A 14,428-nucleotide genomic window follows, 5' to 3' on the forward strand; every position below is an offset into this window, starting at 1 on the left:
CTCGGATCAGTGGAGCAGACTCGCCCGGATAGTCGCTTTCACCCAGTTCCGGTACTCGACGACATCCCACCCGCACTGCCGTCGCAGCATCGAGTACACCTGCGGCGACACGACCGTGAACAGCACGTCGGCGGCCCGCTGGACGGAGATTTCGGGACGCAGCAGTTCGTGCGCGGCGAGTCCCTCGGCGAGCGTCATCGCATTCTCGGCCGAGGCCCGCGCTCCCTCGTCGGCGAACCGCCGCATGTCGTCGTCCGCTCCCGAGGATTCGATCGACGTCGTCATCAGGGTTCCGGCGCGCTCCAGGACGTCGGTGCTGAATCCGACCATCTGGTCGAGGATCCGTTCGACGGGGTCGCCGTCCCGAGGTGCGGGCGTGTGGGTCGCGGCGGTATCACCCTCGATGGCCGTGTGCAGGGCCTCGTGGAACAGTTCCGCCTTGCCGCCGGGGAACGCGGTGAACACCGTGCGGGTCGACACCCCGGCGGCCTCGGCCACGTTCCGCACCGTCGTGCTGACGTATCCACGGTCGACGAACAGCCGGGCCGCGGCGTCCCGGACGAGGAGACGGGTCCGGCGCGCCGATTCCGCACGCAGCGGCGAGCTGTAGGACCTCTTGGCGGATTCGGGCACGGTCTCACGATAGATGCATTCGATACATCAATCGTGCAACCAATGTGGCACAGCGATTTGCCACGCATCGACCAGGCGAAGCGCCCGATACCTACGACTTCGGGTGTTCCACCCAGGCGTCGGATCCGGGAAACACGAGCGCCTCGTGGCCGTCGTCGTACCGGACGAGATAGGGCGGTGCGCCGTTCTCTCCGTGTACCTCCACGACCTCGGCGGTCGTCTCGTGCACTCCGACCACCCTCCCCTGAACGTGCAACCGGTCTCCCACTGCTACGTGCATGACTGCTCCTCGCGACGTTCGAGTCCGTACTCTCAGCTTGCTACTTCCGGAACCGGGGCGAAAGGGCCGACTCGCCGCCATCTCTGCCGCCGTGTGCCATCGTAGGGACATGGCGACGTATCGATACCTCGACAAGGACCGTAACGTGCTCGAGGAGCAGGACTTCGGCACCGTGCAGGACGCCGAGGAACACCGCTTGTCCGTTCTCGGCGCGGAGATCATCGAGGAGGTCGAGGACTCCGGCACGCCCGAGAGCTGACTGTCCTGCGCGGCCCGCCGCATCGAGGCATGCTGATCGGGTGCACACATTCGAGGTATGGGCCCCGATTCCGGATTCCGTTTCTGTGGAGGTCGACGGCCGACGCCACGACATGACCCCGTCACCGGACGGATGGTGGCGAGCCGACGTCGACGCGTCGCCGGATTCGCGGTACGCGTTCGTCCTCGACGACAGCGACACCCCACTTCCCGATCCCCGGTCGCCGCGACAGCCCGACGGAGTGCACAGCGCGTCCCAACTCCACACTCTCGACGAGAGCCTCTGGACCGACTCGCGGTGGACCGGGCGGCAGCTCGCCGGCTCCGTCGTCTACGAACTGCACGTCGGCACGTTCACTCCGGAGGGCACGTTCGCGGCCGCCGTCGACCGGCTCGACCACCTCGTCGAACTCGGCGTCGACTTCGTGGAACTGATGCCCGTCAACGGTTTCAACGGGACCCACAACTGGGGATACGACGGCGTTCTCTGGTACACGGTGCATGAGGGTTACGGCGGGCCGGACGGGCTGCAGACCCTCGTCGACGCGTGCCACGCCCGCGGTCTCGGCGTGGTCCTCGACGCCGTGTACAACCACCTCGGACCGTCCGGCAACTACCTCGACCGGTACGGCCCGTACCTCGCGCAGGGCGCCAACACGTGGGGCCGGAGCATCAACCTGGACGGACCGGACAGCGGTGAGGTCCGCCGCTACATCATCGACAACGCGCTGCGGTGGTTCCGTGAGTTCCACATCGACGCGCTCCGCCTCGACGCGGTCCACGCGCTCGTCGACCACACCGCCACCCATCTTCTCGAGGACCTGGCCATCGAGACCCGCCGGCTGTCCGCGCACCTGAGACGGCCGCTGACGCTCATCGCCGAGAGCGACCTCAACGATCCGCGCCTGATCACGTCGCGGTCGGCAGGCGGCTGCGGCCTCGACGCGCAGTGGGACGACGACGTGCATCACGCCATCCACGCCGCGGTGTCGGGCGAGAGGCAGGGCTATTACGGAGATTTCGGTTCGATGGCCTGCCTCGCCGACACCCTGCGCCAGGGGTGGTTCCACGCGGGCACCTTCTCGACGTTCCGCGGTCGCACCCACGGCAGGCCGCTGGATACCCGCCGGACCCCGGCCAGTTCGCTGGTCACGTACACGTGCACGCACGATCAGATCGGTAACCGGGCGATCGGCGACCGCCCCGGCACGTATCTCGATTCCGGGCAGCTCGCCGTGAAGGCTGCGCTCGTGCTGTGCTCGCCGTTCACGCCGATGCTGTTCATGGGTGAGGAGTGGGGTGCGAGCACCCCGTTCCAGTTCTTCACCTCCCACCCCGAACCGGAACTCGCGCGGGCAACGGCCGAGGGGCGCAAGGCCGAGTTCGCGGAGCACGGCTGGAGCACGGACGACGTTCCGGACCCACAGGACCCGGAAACCTTCGAGCGGTCCAAGCTCGACTGGGACGAACTGGTCCGCGAACCGCATGCGCGGCTGCTCGACTGCTATCGCTCGTTGCTGCGCCTACGCCGGGAGCGCGCCGAGTTGACCGATCCGTGGCTCGAGAACCTGTCCGTCGACTACGACGAGGCGGAGCAGTGGATCGTGGTGCACCGCGGTGCACTTCGTATCGCGTGCAACCTGAGTGCCGAACCGGTGAGCGTCCCGGTCGGCGGCTCCCCCGTGTTGTGGTGGGAGCCGCCGATGCAGGACGAAACCGCGTCGGCGACGGTGCTACCGGGTCACTCGTTCGTGGTGCTCGACAGCTCGCCCTGACGGTCGCGCAGCATCCGCAGGACGAGGATTGCGGTCGCAAACAGGATCACGGCCGTCGCGCCGGCGGCGACGTGCATGCCGTCGACGAACGCCGACTGCGCGGACTCCAGGAACACCGTCCGGGCCGTCTCCGGGAGGTGCTGGGCCTCCGCGACGGCGGCACCGAGCGTGCCCTGGGCGGGCTCGACCTGTTCCGGCGGCAGCATCGAGGTGTCGAGGCCGTTCCGGAAGATCGCCATGACGACGCTGCCGAGCACGGCGACGCCGAGCGCGATACCGAGCTCGTATGCGGTCTCGGAGACCGCGGAGGCGGCGCCGGCCCGTTCGGGCTCGACGGCGCTGACCACGAGGTCGGAGGTCAGGGTCAGTGCGATACCGACACCGGCGCCTGCGAGGCCGAAGCCGATCACGAACATCGTCGGGGCACCGTCCACGCCGAGCGTGAGCATCAGTGCCGAGCCCACAGCCGCGATCGCGAGACCGCCGCCGAGCACGTGCGAGGTGGCCCACCGGCGCACCATCCAGGCCGCCGCGAGTGCGGTGACCGCGCTCATCAGCATGCCGGGCAGCATCAGCACACCCGATTCGAAAGCGCTGTTACCCAGCACCAACTGCAGGTACTGCGAGCCGAAGAACAGCACACCGGCCAGCGCGAAGATCGACAGCAGGTTGGTGAGGACGGCGGTCGAGAACGCCGGCTTGGCGAACAGGCCGAGGTCGATCATCGGGTCTTTCATCGCCTTCTGCCTGCGCACGAACACCACACCGGACACGACGCCGACGAGTCCGACGGCGAGCAGCACCGGGTCGACACCGTGCACCACGGTCTCCTTGACCGCGTACACCAGCGGCAGCATCGTCGTCATCGACAGCGCGGCGCTGAGCAGGTCGAAGCGCCCCGGGGCAGGGTCCTTGGACTCGGGAATCACGAGCGGTCCCACGGCGATCAGAATCAGCATCACGGGGATGTTGATCAGGAACACCGAGCCCCACCAGAAGTGCTCGAGCAGCCAGCCGCCGATCAGCGGGCCGGCCGCGGTACCGCCACCGGCCATCGCGCCCCACACGCCGATGGCGAGGGTCCGCTGGCGCGGGTCGACGAAGATCGTGCGGATCAGGCCGAGTGTCGCGGGCATCAGCGTCGCACCCGAGATTCCCTGCAGGACGCGGGCCGCGATCAGCATCTCGGGTGTCGGCGACCACGCTGCGATCAGCGAGGCGATGCCGAATCCGGCGGCGCCGAGGAGCAACAGGCGACGCCGCCCGATCCGGTCGCCGAGCGTGCCCATCGTGATGAGCAGGCCGGCGAGGACGAACGAGTAGACGTCGATGATCCACAGCAGCTGCGTGCTGCTGGGTTCGAGGTCGGCGCTGATGAACGGCAGTGCGAGGTCGAGCACGGTGCCGTCGACGGCGATCAGGAGGACGGCGAAGGCCAGGACGACCAATCCGAGCCAGTCTCGGCGTGATGCGGAGGACTGACCTGGCGCGCCGTAGGCGTCGTTGATCCCGCGATCCGTGGAGACAGACATTTATCTTCCTGCGACTTTCCGATTCGAGAGCTGGCACGGTGAGAACCGTCCAGCCGGTACAGTTCCGTTACCTTATCGTGAACCGTCCGGACGGTAAAGTTATTTCCCGGGTACAGTCCCTCTCCATGGCTGCCGGTACGCGCGATCGAATACTCGACGCCCTCGAGAAGCTGCTGCTCGACGTGGGGATAGCCCAGGTGACCCTCGAATCCGTCGCCGCGGAGGCCGGGGTGTCCAAAGGCGGACTGCTCTACCACTTCCCCAGCAAGGAAGCGCTTCTCGCCGCCATGGTGCGCCGGCTGGGCGAGCGGGCGGACGCCCAGCTCGCCGACGCCGTGTCCGGCGGCACCTCGCTGTCCGAGTGGTATCTGCAGGTTCCCGACGCGAGCACCACCGAGGAACTCGCCCTCTACCGTTCGACCATCGCCGCGCTACGGAGCGTCGACGGTCAGCACGACGAGATCCAGAAGGCCGTTACCGAAGTGATGCGCGGCTGGGACGAAGGTCTCCAGAGCGAGATCGACGACCCCGTGCAGGCCGAGATCGTGCGCCTCGTCGGGGACGGTATCTACCTGGCCGCTCTGCTCGGGCTCCCCATGCCGGAGCCCGAGCTGTACACGAAGGTTGTCGCGCGGCTGCTGCAGAAGTAGCGACTCAGGTGAGGTAGCGGTACGCGGGGCTCCCCGGCTCCAGGCGTTCGACCTGCATCCGGGACTGCTCCATCCGCTCGAGCAGCTCGCCGAGCCCCTCGGCCTTGCCGAGTTCGATACCCACCAGGGCGGCGCCGGTCTCCCGGTTGTTGCGCTTCACGTACTCGAACAGGGTGATGTCGTCCTCGGGGCCGAGCACCTCGTCCAGGAAGCGGCGCAGTGCGCCCGGCTCCTGCGGGAAGTCGACGAGGAAGTAGTGCTTCAGGCCGAGATTCACCAGCGAACGTTCCAGGATCTCGCCGTACCGCGAGACGTCGTTGTTGCCTCCGGAGATCAGGCACACCACCGTGGACCCCGGCTCGAACGTGATGTTCCCGAGTGCCGCCACCGACAGGGCGCCCGCGGGCTCGGCGATGATGCCCTCGTTCTGGTACAGCTCGAGCATCGTGGTGCACAGTGCGCCCTCGTCGAGGTTGGCCATCACGAAGCTCTCGGGATCGAGCCGGATCGTGGTGGACCGGTCGGACTGGCCCAGTGACGTGTGCGTCACCACCTCGGCGCCCAAGGCGGACACCACGGCGTACGGAAGGTCGCCGACCCGCTTCACCGAGGCACCGTCGACGAACGGGTCGATCTCCGTCAACGTCACGGGACCCCCGGCGACCAGGGCCGCCGTCATCGACGCCGCCCCCGTCGGCTCCACCCCGACGATGGCCGTGCGGGGTGCGTGCGCACGCAGATACGTGGCGATGCCGGCAATGCATCCGCCGCCACCGACCGGGACGAGCACGGTATCGGGAGCCGCACCGAGCTGCGCGAGGATCTCGGCGGCGATGGTGCCCTGCCCGGCCGCGGTACGGGCGTCGTCGAACGGCGCAACCATCGTCGCGCCCGTCCGCCGCACGTCGGCGGAAGCCGCAGCGGCAGCGGCGTCGTACGTCTCCCCCGTCAGGATCAGCTCGACGAACTCGCCGCCGTGCGCGCGGATGCGATCCCGCTTCTGCTTGGGGGTGTTCGACGGAACGTAGATGCGGCCGGTGATTTCCATTGTCCGGCAGGCGAACGCGACGCCCTGCGCATGATTGCCCGCACTGGCCGTCACCACGCCGGCCGCACGCTCACCGGCATCGAGCTGGGCCATGAGGTTGTAGGCGCCGCGCAGCTTGTAGGAGCGGACGACCTGGAGGTCTTCGCGCTTGAGGTAGACGTTCGCGCCGGTGAGCGACGACAGGCGCTCGCTCCGCTGCAAGGGGGTCGCGTCGATCACGTGGGAAATTCGCTCGATGGCCGCGTCGATATCGCCCACTGTCAGAGGCGAGGTGATGTTCTGGGCTGCGGTATCGGGCGATGTGGACACCCGGATATGTTCCCACTCTCCAGCCATGGGATACCAGTCGGGTTCAGCCGCGCGGATCGAACTGGGACGGTCGCGGCACATTGCGGACGTTCGACTTCGCCATCTTCACGGCCTCGCCGACACCCCCGTTCATCACCATCTTCGACAACGCCAACGCGAAGCCGGTGACCTGCCCGCCCGTAATGGTCGGTGGCAGCGACAACGCCAGCGGGTCGGTGACCAGATCGACGAGCGCCGGTCCGTCGTGATCGAACGCCTGCCGCAGGCCCGATTCGATGTCGGCCGGATCCTCGATCCGGCGGGCGAAGATGCCCAGGGCCGACGCCACCGCGGCATAGTCGACGGGTGGCACGTCCACCCCGAAATCCGGCAGCCCGTCCACCAGCATCTCCAGCTTGACCATCCCCAGAGTGGAATTGTCGAACACCACGATCTTCACCGGGAGCCGGTACATCGCGACCGTCACCAGTTCCCCCAGCAGCATCGACAGCCCGCCGTCGCCCGACACGGACACCACCTGCCTGCCCGGCGCGCACACCTGGGCGCCGATCGCGTGAGGCAGGGCGTTCGCCATCGATCCGTGCAGAGCCGAGGACAGGAACCGCCGCGACCCGTTCGGCGTCAGGTAGCGCGCGGTCCAGACGTTCGACATTCCCGTGTCGGTCGTGAAGATCGCGTCGTCGTCAGCGAGGTCGTCGAGGATCGACGCCGCATATTCCGGGTGGATCGGGATTCGCTGCTTGGCGGGTTTCGTGTACGCACCGACCACCTTGTTCATCAGCGTCCGATGCTTGTCGAGCATGTCGCCCAGGAATCGGCGATCGTCCTTCCGCCGGATCAACGGGGCGAGGGCACGCAACGTGCTCGCCACGTCGCCGTGCACGGCCAGGTCGACGTTCGTTCTCCGGCCGATCCGCTGTGCAGCCCAGTCGATCTGCGCGGTGCGGACTCCGTCGGGCAGAAACTGGTTGTACGGGAAGTCCGTTCCGACGAGCAGCAGCAGGTCGGCGCCGTGCATCCCGTCGTGCGCCGCCCCGTACCCCAGCAGCCCCGTCATTCCGACGTCGAAGGGGTTGTCGTATTGGATCCATTCCTTGCCGCGGAGCGTGTGGCCGATCGGCGCACCGATCGTGTCGGCCAGGCTCAGCAACTCCTCGCGCGCCTCCCGCACACCCTCGCCGGCGAAGATCGCGACCTTGCCCGCCGCGTTCACGGCGTCGGCGAGCGCCTGCACGTCGGCCTGGTCGGGCACGATCGCCGGTGCGCCGGTCCGCGGCACCGACGGCGCCTTCCCTTCGGCGGGCCGGTCCGCGATGTCGCCGGGCAGCGTGATGACCGCGACACCGGACAGCGCGGTCGCGTGCGCGATCGCGGACGCCGTCACGCGTGGCGCCTGAGCGGGACTTCCGATCAGCTCTGCGTACCGGGAGCACTCGACGAACAGGCGGTCCGGGTGGGTCTCCTGAAAGAAGCCGAGTCCGATCTGCTCGCTCGGGATCTGCGCCGCGATCGCGAGCACCGGCGCGCCCGAGCGGTCCGCGTCGTAGAGACCGTTGATCAGGTGCAGATTCCCGGGGCCGCACGAGCCGGCGCACACCGCCAGCTTGCCGGTGACCTGCGCCTCCGCGGCCGCGGCGAACGCGGCGGCCTCCTCGTGACGCACGTGGATCCAGTCGATTCCGCCCTTCGCCGCGCCGCCCGACCGCCGGACCGCGTCGACGACGGGATTGAGGCTGTCTCCCACGATTCCGTAGATCCGCTGGACGCCGGCGTCCTGGAGTTGACGTACCAGCTGATCGGCAACGGTTTTCGCTCTCATCGGGCCTCCGGTCGGGGGACGGTCGAACGGCGAAGGACAGCGGGGCGCGTGTCAGGCGGGTTCGAGCACGAACACCGGGATCTCCCGATCGGTCTTCTTCTGGTACTCGGCGTAGTCGGGGAACGCGGCGACGGCGCGGTCCCACCACGTGGCCCTCTCGTCGCCCGTCACCTCGCGGGCCACCATGTCCTGTGTCGCCGAGCCGTCGCGGAGTTCGACGTGCGGCTCGGCCTTCACGTTGTAGTACCAGACCGGATTCTTGGGGGCGCCGCCGAGCGAGGCGACGATCGCATATGTCCCGTCGTGTTCGACACGCATCAACGGCGTCTTGCGGATTTTGCCGGATTTGGCACCACGCGTGGTCAGCAGGACGACGGGCCTGCCGCCCAGCGTCGTGCCCTTCGCTCCATCGGTGGATTCCATCAACTCGGCCTGATCTGCTGCCCACTTGGACGGACTGGGCTCGTATTCACCTGTGAGTGGCATGCGTCCAGTCAACACCTGATCCGCGAGGACGCGCCACCGATTCCGCCGAACGAGTGCACATGCGAAGAACCACATCCGTTTGTTCGTTGCGCCGAACTCCGGGTTCCGAGTACCCTGATCCCACGCGGGGGACCTCCGCTCCCCCGACCCGCGCCAGTGAGGTGACCTGCGATGACGACACACGACGCATGGGTGCGCCGCGAGATTCGCCGCGACAGCCCCGCCCGCACTGTCGATCTCGCCGGCACCGAGTGGCCCCTGTACAAACTGGAAGCGCTGGCCGTCGCACTACTGGTTTTCGTCACGATCCTCGTCGTCACCCAGACACTGCAAGTGGCCGTCCTCACCGCCGCCGCGGTGGCCGTCCTCGTGTGGTGGACGCGGCGCCTCTACCCGCCGCGCCCCTAGCCGTCACACAGACAGGCAGCTCGGTCCGAGCAGCGCCTTGAGATCACCCATCAACGCCGACGACGGTTCCACCCGGAGCACGTCGTCCACCTTCCACAACGTGACCTCGGTGCCGCCGATCAACCGCACGTGCACGTCCGAGGTCCCCGGATGGCGCGTGAGCACCTGACGCAGCGCACCGAGCTTGTCCTTGGTGCACTGACGCAGCGGAAGACTGACCGCCAGCGGCTTCGCGACCCCCACCGCCGAGAGATCCGGCACCGCAAGGTCGTTGGCGATGAGCGAGATCCGGTCGTCACGAATCGACACGCGCGCCTTGACGAGCACGACGGAGTCCTCCGTGACATCCATCCCGTAGACCGAGTAGGCCTGCGGGAAGAACAGCACCTCGATACCGCCGGTCAGATCCTCGAGCTGCGCGGACGCCCAGGTGAGACCGTTCTTGTTGATCCTCCGGTTCACCGACGCGAGGATGCCGCCGACGGTGACCTGGGTGCCGTCCTTGATGTCGCCTTCGAGGATGGTCGGGATCGCGGTGTCGGACTGCGCCGACAGCACGTGTTCGACGCCGTTGAGCGGGTGCCCGGACACGTACAGTCCCAGCATTTCCCGTTCCAGCGCCAACCGGTGCTTCGAGTCCCACTCCTCGTCCGGGATCTTCACGTTGAACACCGAGGAGATCGACTCGTCGGCGTCGTCGCCACCGAACAGGTCGAACTGTCCGATCGCCTCCGCCTTCTTGGTACCCATCACCGCGTCGATGGCGTCGGCGTGGACGAGCATGAGTCCCTTGCGCGGATGACCCAGCGAGTCGAACCCGCCTGCCTTGATCAGCGACTCGGTGACCTTCTTGGAGCAGGCGGCGGCGTCGATCTTGTTGAGGTAGTCGGAGAAGTCGACGAACTTGGACTTCTCCTTGCGCGCCTTGATGATCGAGCCCACGACGTTGGCACCGACGTTGCGGACCGCGCCCATGCCGAACCGGATGTCCTCACCGACGGAGGCGAAGTTGACCTCCGATTCGTTGACGTCCGGCGGCAGCACGGTGATACCCATCTTGCGGCAGTCCGCCAGGTAGACGGCGGCCTTGTCCTTGTCGTCACCGACCGAGGTGAGCAGACCGGCCATGTACTCGGCCGGATAGTTGGCCTTGAGGTACCCGGTCCAGAACGACACCAGGCCGTACCCGGCCGCGTGCGACTTGTTGAACGCGTACCCGGCGAACGGAAGGATGGTGTCCCACAGCGCCTTGATGGCGGGCTCGGAGAATTCGTTGGCGAGCATGCCCTCACGGAAACCGGCGTACGCCTCCTCCAGCACCGAGAGCTTCTTCTTACCCATGGCTCGGCGGAGAATGTCGGCCTGTCCGAGCGAGTACCCGGCCACCTTCTGAGCGATCTGCATGATCTGCTCCTGGTAGACGATCAGGCCGTACGTGTCGGCCAGGATCTCTTTCAGGGGCTCCTCGAGCTCCGGGTGGATGGGTTTGACCTCTTGCCGCCCGTTCTTGCGGTCGGCGTAGTCGTTGTGCGCGTTCATGCCCATCGGACCGGGCCGGTACAGCGCGAGCACCGCGACGATGTCCTCGAAGCCGGTGGGCTGCATGCGGCGCAGCAGGTCGCGCATCGCGCTGCCGTCGAGCTGGAACACACCGAGAGTGTCTCCGCGGGAGAGCAGTTCGTACGTGGCTTGATCGTCGAGCGCGAGGGTGTCGAGATCGAGGTCGATCCCCCGGTTGGCCTTGATGTTGTCGATGGCGTCACCGATGACGGTGAGGTTCCGCAGTCCGAGGAAGTCCATCTTCAGCAGGCCGATGGCCTCGCACGACGGGTAGTCCCAGCCGGTGATGATGGCGCCGTCCTGGGCGCGCTTCCACACGGGAATCGCGTCCATCAGCGGTTCGGACGACATGATCACCGCGCAGGCGTGGACGCCGGCGTTACGGATCAGGCCCTCGAGTCCCTTGGCCGTCTGGTAGATCTTCGCGACGTCCGGGTTGGAGTCGATGAGGGCGCGAACCTCCACCGCTTCCTTGTAGCGCTCGTGGTTCGGGTCGGTGATGCCGGACACCGAGATGTCCTTGGCCATGATCGGCGGCGGCAACGCCTTCGTGATCTGGTCGGCGATCGCGAAACCGGGCTGACCGAACTGGACTCGGGCGGAGTCCTTGATGGCCGCCTTCGTCTTGATGGTGCCGAACGTGATGACCTGGGCGACGCGGTCGCTGCCCCACTTGTCCGTCGCGTAGCGCACCATCTCGCCGCGACGGCGATCGTCGAAGTCGATATCGATATCGGGCATCGAGACGCGCTCGGGGTTCAGGAACCGCTCGAACAGCAGGCCGTGCGGGATGGGGTCGATGTTGGTGATGCCCATCGCGTAGGCGACGAGCGAACCGGCCGCCGAGCCTCGGCCGGGGCCGACGCGGATGCCGACCTCCCGGGCGTGGTTGATGAGGTCGCCGACGACGAGGAAGTAGGCGGGGAAACCCATTTCGAGGATGACGCCGATCTCGTAGTCGGCGCGGGCGAGGTACTCCTCGGGCGGACCGTCGGGGAACCGGCGGTCCAGTCCGCGCATGACCTCCTTGCGCAGCCAGGTGCCCTGCGTCTCGCCCTCGGGGACCGGGAAGATCGGCATCCGGTCGTGGTGCGCCCACACGTCGTCGTACGACTGGACCCGCTCGGCGATCAGCAGTGTGTTGTCGCACGCTCCGGGCACCTGGTCGTCCCACAGCGCCCGCATCTCCGCGGCCGGCTTCAGGTAATAGCCGTCGCCGTCGAACTTGAACCGGGTGGGGTCGGACAGTGTCTTACCGGTCTGGATGCAGAGGAGGGCCTCGTGGTTCTCCGCGGCTTCCTTGGTGACGTAGTGGCAGTCGTTGGTGGCGAGCGGCGGAATCTCGAGCTTCTTGCTGATCTCGAGCAGGCCCTCGCGCACCCGTCGCTCGATCGACAGTCCGTGGTCCATCAGCTCGAGGAAGAAGTTGTCCTTGCCCCAGATCTCCTGCCACTTGGCGGCGGCCTCGAGCGCCTCGCGGTCGTGGCCGAGCCGAAGCCGGGTCTGGATCTCACCGGACGGGCAGCCCGTGGTCGCGATGATGCCCTCGTGGTGGGTGGCGATGAGCTCTTCGTCCATTCGTGCCCACTTGCCGAGCTGACCCTCGATGGACGCGAGCGAGGACAGCTTGAACAGGTTCCGCAGGCCGGTCGCGTTCTCCGCGACCATCGTCATGTGGGTGTACGCACCGCTACCGGAGACGTCGTCGGACTTCTGGCTGCGGTCGCCCCACAACACGCGCTTGGTGTTGAAGCGGGACTCGGGCGCGACGTACGCCTCGATGCCGATGATCGGCTTGATGCCCTGCTTCTTGGCCTCGTTGTAGAACTCGCTGGCGCCGTACATGTTGCCGTGGTCGGTCATGCCGACCGCCGACATCCCCAGTCGCTCGGCCTCTTCGAACAGGGGGCCGACCTTGGCCGCACCGTCGAGCATCGAGTACTCGGTGTGATTGTGCAGATGTACGAACGAGTCAGCCACGTGCGCCTCTCTGAAGGTCTGGGAGCCTCACGAGTGTAGGCCCTCGGACCGACAGCACCGGTCGCCGACGGCGGGTGTCGGCGAAGTCGTGACGCGAGTTACTGGACGGGCGCCTGGGACGGCTCGGTCCTTCGCCGCTCGCGCCGGACCCGTACCAGCGCATCGGTACTGAAGATCGCGAGTGCCACCCAGATCAGCGCGAAACCGATCCACCGCGACGCGGGCATGTCCTCGTGGAGAACCGCGACGCCCCACGCCATCTGCAGCGCCGGCGTCAGGTACTGCAGCATGCCGAGTGTGCGCAACGGCACCCGTTGCGCGGCCGCGCCGAACAGCAACAACGGCAGGGCCGTCACCGGTCCCGCGGCCATCAGCAGCAGGGTGTGACCGGACCCGAACCCGAGGAACGTGCCCGCCCCGGTGAGGGCCAGGAACACGAGATAGCCGACCGCGACGGGCGCGGCCACGATCCCCTCGGCGGTGAGGCTCGTCCGCGGATCGAGCGGCACAACCTTCTTGCACAGTCCGTACAGCGCGAACGACGCGGCCAGGGTCAGCGCGATGTACGGCGGATGCCCGTAATCGACCGTGATCACGATGACCGCGACGGCGGCGAGCGCGAGGGCGACGATCTGGGCGGGGACGAGCCGCTCCCGGAAGATCACGACCCCGAGCAGCACGCTCACCAACGGGTTGATGAAGTAGCCGAGCGCGGTCTCGACCACCCGGTCCGACGTGACCCCGTAGATGTAGGTGCCCCAGTTCACGGCGATGGCGGTCGACGCGGCGGTGACCAGCAGCCAGGTGCGCACGCTCAGCCCGCGCAGCGACCGGAGCCGGCTCGAGACCGCGAGAACGACGAACATGAGCGCGAGCGTCCACACCACCCGGTGCGCGAGGATCTCCACCGACCCGGCCGGGCCGAGCAATCCGAAGAACGCCGGGAACGCCCCCCACAGCACGTAGGCGCCGACTCCACATGCGGCACCCACGGTTTCCGCCTGCCTCGCCTTCACGAACCGCTCCCCGGGACGAGCCCGTCATCGGGGCCGGGCACGACGGTCTCGACCTGCTCGGGCAACAGCGGGCGCACGGCGAACCGCCCGGCGACGGCGTCGGCTCCGAGCGCCTCGACCGCCCGGACGTCCGGGGCGGACCGCAGCGCGGTGAGGGCTTCGTGATCACCGCGGACGACGACACCGATCACGCACGCGCAGTTCCGGGCCAGTACCGCCGACGACACCGCCGCGATCTGCGCCTGCCGCTCCGTTTCGCCCGTCATCGCCTGGGCGCGTCCGGCGGCCAGGACACTCGCCCGTGCGAGGGCCGCATCGCCTGCCGCGACGGACACGGGAACGAGGGGTGTCTGCACCCGGTCCAGGGGCACACGGAAGAGCACCTGCGACACGCGGGTGCCGGACGCAACGTCCCCGACGACGTGCGTCGTCACCGGACGCGTGAACGACACCAGCGCCCAGCGCTCTCGGCGCCCGTCCGCCGCGTCGAGCGATCGGTCCGCCCGGGCCAGGTAGTCGGCCACCACTTCCCCGTTGTCCGGGCCCAGGCTGTCCGTCGACACGGGTGCGCGCCGGACGGGATGCAGTGCTCCGAGCACGACCGTCACCGCGATCAGGACGACGGCGGTGAGCGCTGCCGGCACCGCCGGACCGCTCGGGTGCGGGACCCTCAC

The 14,428-nt window shown here is 67.8% G+C and carries 13 protein-coding genes; 4 read left to right on the forward strand and 9 right to left on the reverse strand.

Annotated elements, in window-relative coordinates:
- Positions 1-6 precede the first annotated feature (6 nt).
- Both PSR88_RS05375 and PSR88_RS05380 read right to left on the reverse strand, forming a co-directional pair.
- On the reverse strand, positions 7-633 hold the full coding sequence (locus PSR88_RS05375) for a TetR/AcrR family transcriptional regulator (protein ID WP_011594207.1): 627 nt from the start codon (positions 631-633) through the stop codon (positions 7-9).
- Between the two features lie 91 nt (positions 634-724).
- Positions 725-913: a DUF1918 domain-containing protein gene (locus tag PSR88_RS05380; protein WP_005563004.1), complete on the reverse strand. Its 189-nt coding sequence runs from the start codon at positions 911-913 to the stop codon at positions 725-727.
- Positions 914-1,022: 109 nt separating this feature from the next.
- Here PSR88_RS05380 and PSR88_RS05385 point away from each other — a divergent pair, with 109 nt between their 5' ends.
- Entirely contained in the window at positions 1,023-1,172 is a 150-nt protein-coding gene (locus PSR88_RS05385; RefSeq protein ID WP_005260252.1) for a hypothetical protein, read from the forward strand.
- A 40-nt stretch (positions 1,173-1,212) separates the two neighbouring features.
- Positions 1,213-2,946, forward strand: coding sequence for a malto-oligosyltrehalose trehalohydrolase (treZ, locus tag PSR88_RS05390; protein ID WP_016880060.1), 1,734 nt, complete (start codon positions 1,213-1,215; stop codon positions 2,944-2,946).
- On the opposite strand, the gene PSR88_RS05395 is transcribed toward treZ, so the two are convergent.
- The gene (locus tag PSR88_RS05395) at positions 2,913-4,478 is read right to left on the reverse strand and encodes an MFS transporter (protein ID WP_011594210.1); all 1,566 of its coding nucleotides are present in this window, start codon (positions 4,476-4,478) and stop codon (positions 2,913-2,915) included. The two genes, treZ and PSR88_RS05395, sit on opposite strands and share 34 nt — an antisense overlap.
- Positions 4,479-4,603: 125 nt before the next feature.
- Here PSR88_RS05395 and PSR88_RS05400 point away from each other — a divergent pair, with 125 nt between their 5' ends.
- Positions 4,604-5,128 carry a TetR/AcrR family transcriptional regulator gene (locus PSR88_RS05400; protein WP_009473713.1) on the forward strand — a complete coding sequence of 175 codons (525 nt, stop codon included), beginning with the start codon at positions 4,604-4,606 and terminating at the stop codon, positions 5,126-5,128.
- Between the two features lie 4 nt (positions 5,129-5,132).
- Here PSR88_RS05400 and ilvA read toward each other — a convergent pair whose 3' ends face one another.
- Genes ilvA through PSR88_RS05415 form a run of 3 tightly spaced genes read right to left on the reverse strand, consistent with a single transcriptional unit; the run spans position 5,133 to position 8,790 of the window.
- Entirely contained in the window at positions 5,133-6,485 is a 1,353-nt protein-coding gene (ilvA, locus tag PSR88_RS05405) for a threonine ammonia-lyase IlvA (RefSeq protein ID WP_009473714.1), read from the reverse strand.
- A gap of 43 nt (positions 6,486-6,528) precedes the next feature.
- On the reverse strand, positions 6,529-8,304 hold the full coding sequence (locus PSR88_RS05410) for a pyruvate dehydrogenase (RefSeq protein ID WP_009473715.1): 1,776 nt from the start codon (positions 8,302-8,304) through the stop codon (positions 6,529-6,531).
- Positions 8,305-8,355: 51 nt separating this feature from the next.
- Positions 8,356-8,790, reverse strand: a complete 435-nt coding sequence (locus PSR88_RS05415) for a nitroreductase family deazaflavin-dependent oxidoreductase (RefSeq protein WP_009473716.1) — start codon at positions 8,788-8,790, stop codon at positions 8,356-8,358.
- Between the two features lie 171 nt (positions 8,791-8,961).
- Here PSR88_RS05415 and PSR88_RS05420 point away from each other — a divergent pair, with 171 nt between their 5' ends.
- Positions 8,962-9,198, forward strand: a complete 237-nt coding sequence (locus PSR88_RS05420; protein ID WP_011594211.1) for a hypothetical protein — start codon at positions 8,962-8,964, stop codon at positions 9,196-9,198.
- A gap of 3 nt (positions 9,199-9,201) precedes the next feature.
- Here PSR88_RS05420 and dnaE read toward each other — a convergent pair whose 3' ends face one another.
- The 3 genes from dnaE to PSR88_RS05435 all read right to left on the reverse strand — a co-directional run bounded on the left by dnaE (position 9,202) and on the right by PSR88_RS05435 (position 14,428).
- Positions 9,202-12,738, reverse strand: coding sequence for a DNA polymerase III subunit alpha (gene dnaE, locus PSR88_RS05425; RefSeq protein ID WP_016880057.1), 3,537 nt, complete (start codon positions 12,736-12,738; stop codon positions 9,202-9,204).
- A 98-nt stretch (positions 12,739-12,836) separates the two neighbouring features.
- Positions 12,837-13,754, reverse strand: a complete 918-nt coding sequence (rarD, locus tag PSR88_RS05430; RefSeq protein ID WP_016880056.1) for an EamA family transporter RarD — start codon at positions 13,752-13,754, stop codon at positions 12,837-12,839.
- Positions 13,751-14,428 carry a hypothetical protein gene (locus PSR88_RS05435; RefSeq protein ID WP_011594213.1) on the reverse strand — a complete coding sequence of 226 codons (678 nt, stop codon included), beginning with the start codon at positions 14,426-14,428 and terminating at the stop codon, positions 13,751-13,753. Before PSR88_RS05435 ends, rarD begins: the two co-directional genes overlap by 4 nt.

Source organism: Rhodococcus sp. DK176 (assembly GCF_038447315.2).
GTDB classification, from domain to species: Bacteria; Actinomycetota; Actinomycetes; order Mycobacteriales; family Mycobacteriaceae; genus Rhodococcus_F; species Rhodococcus_F jostii_A.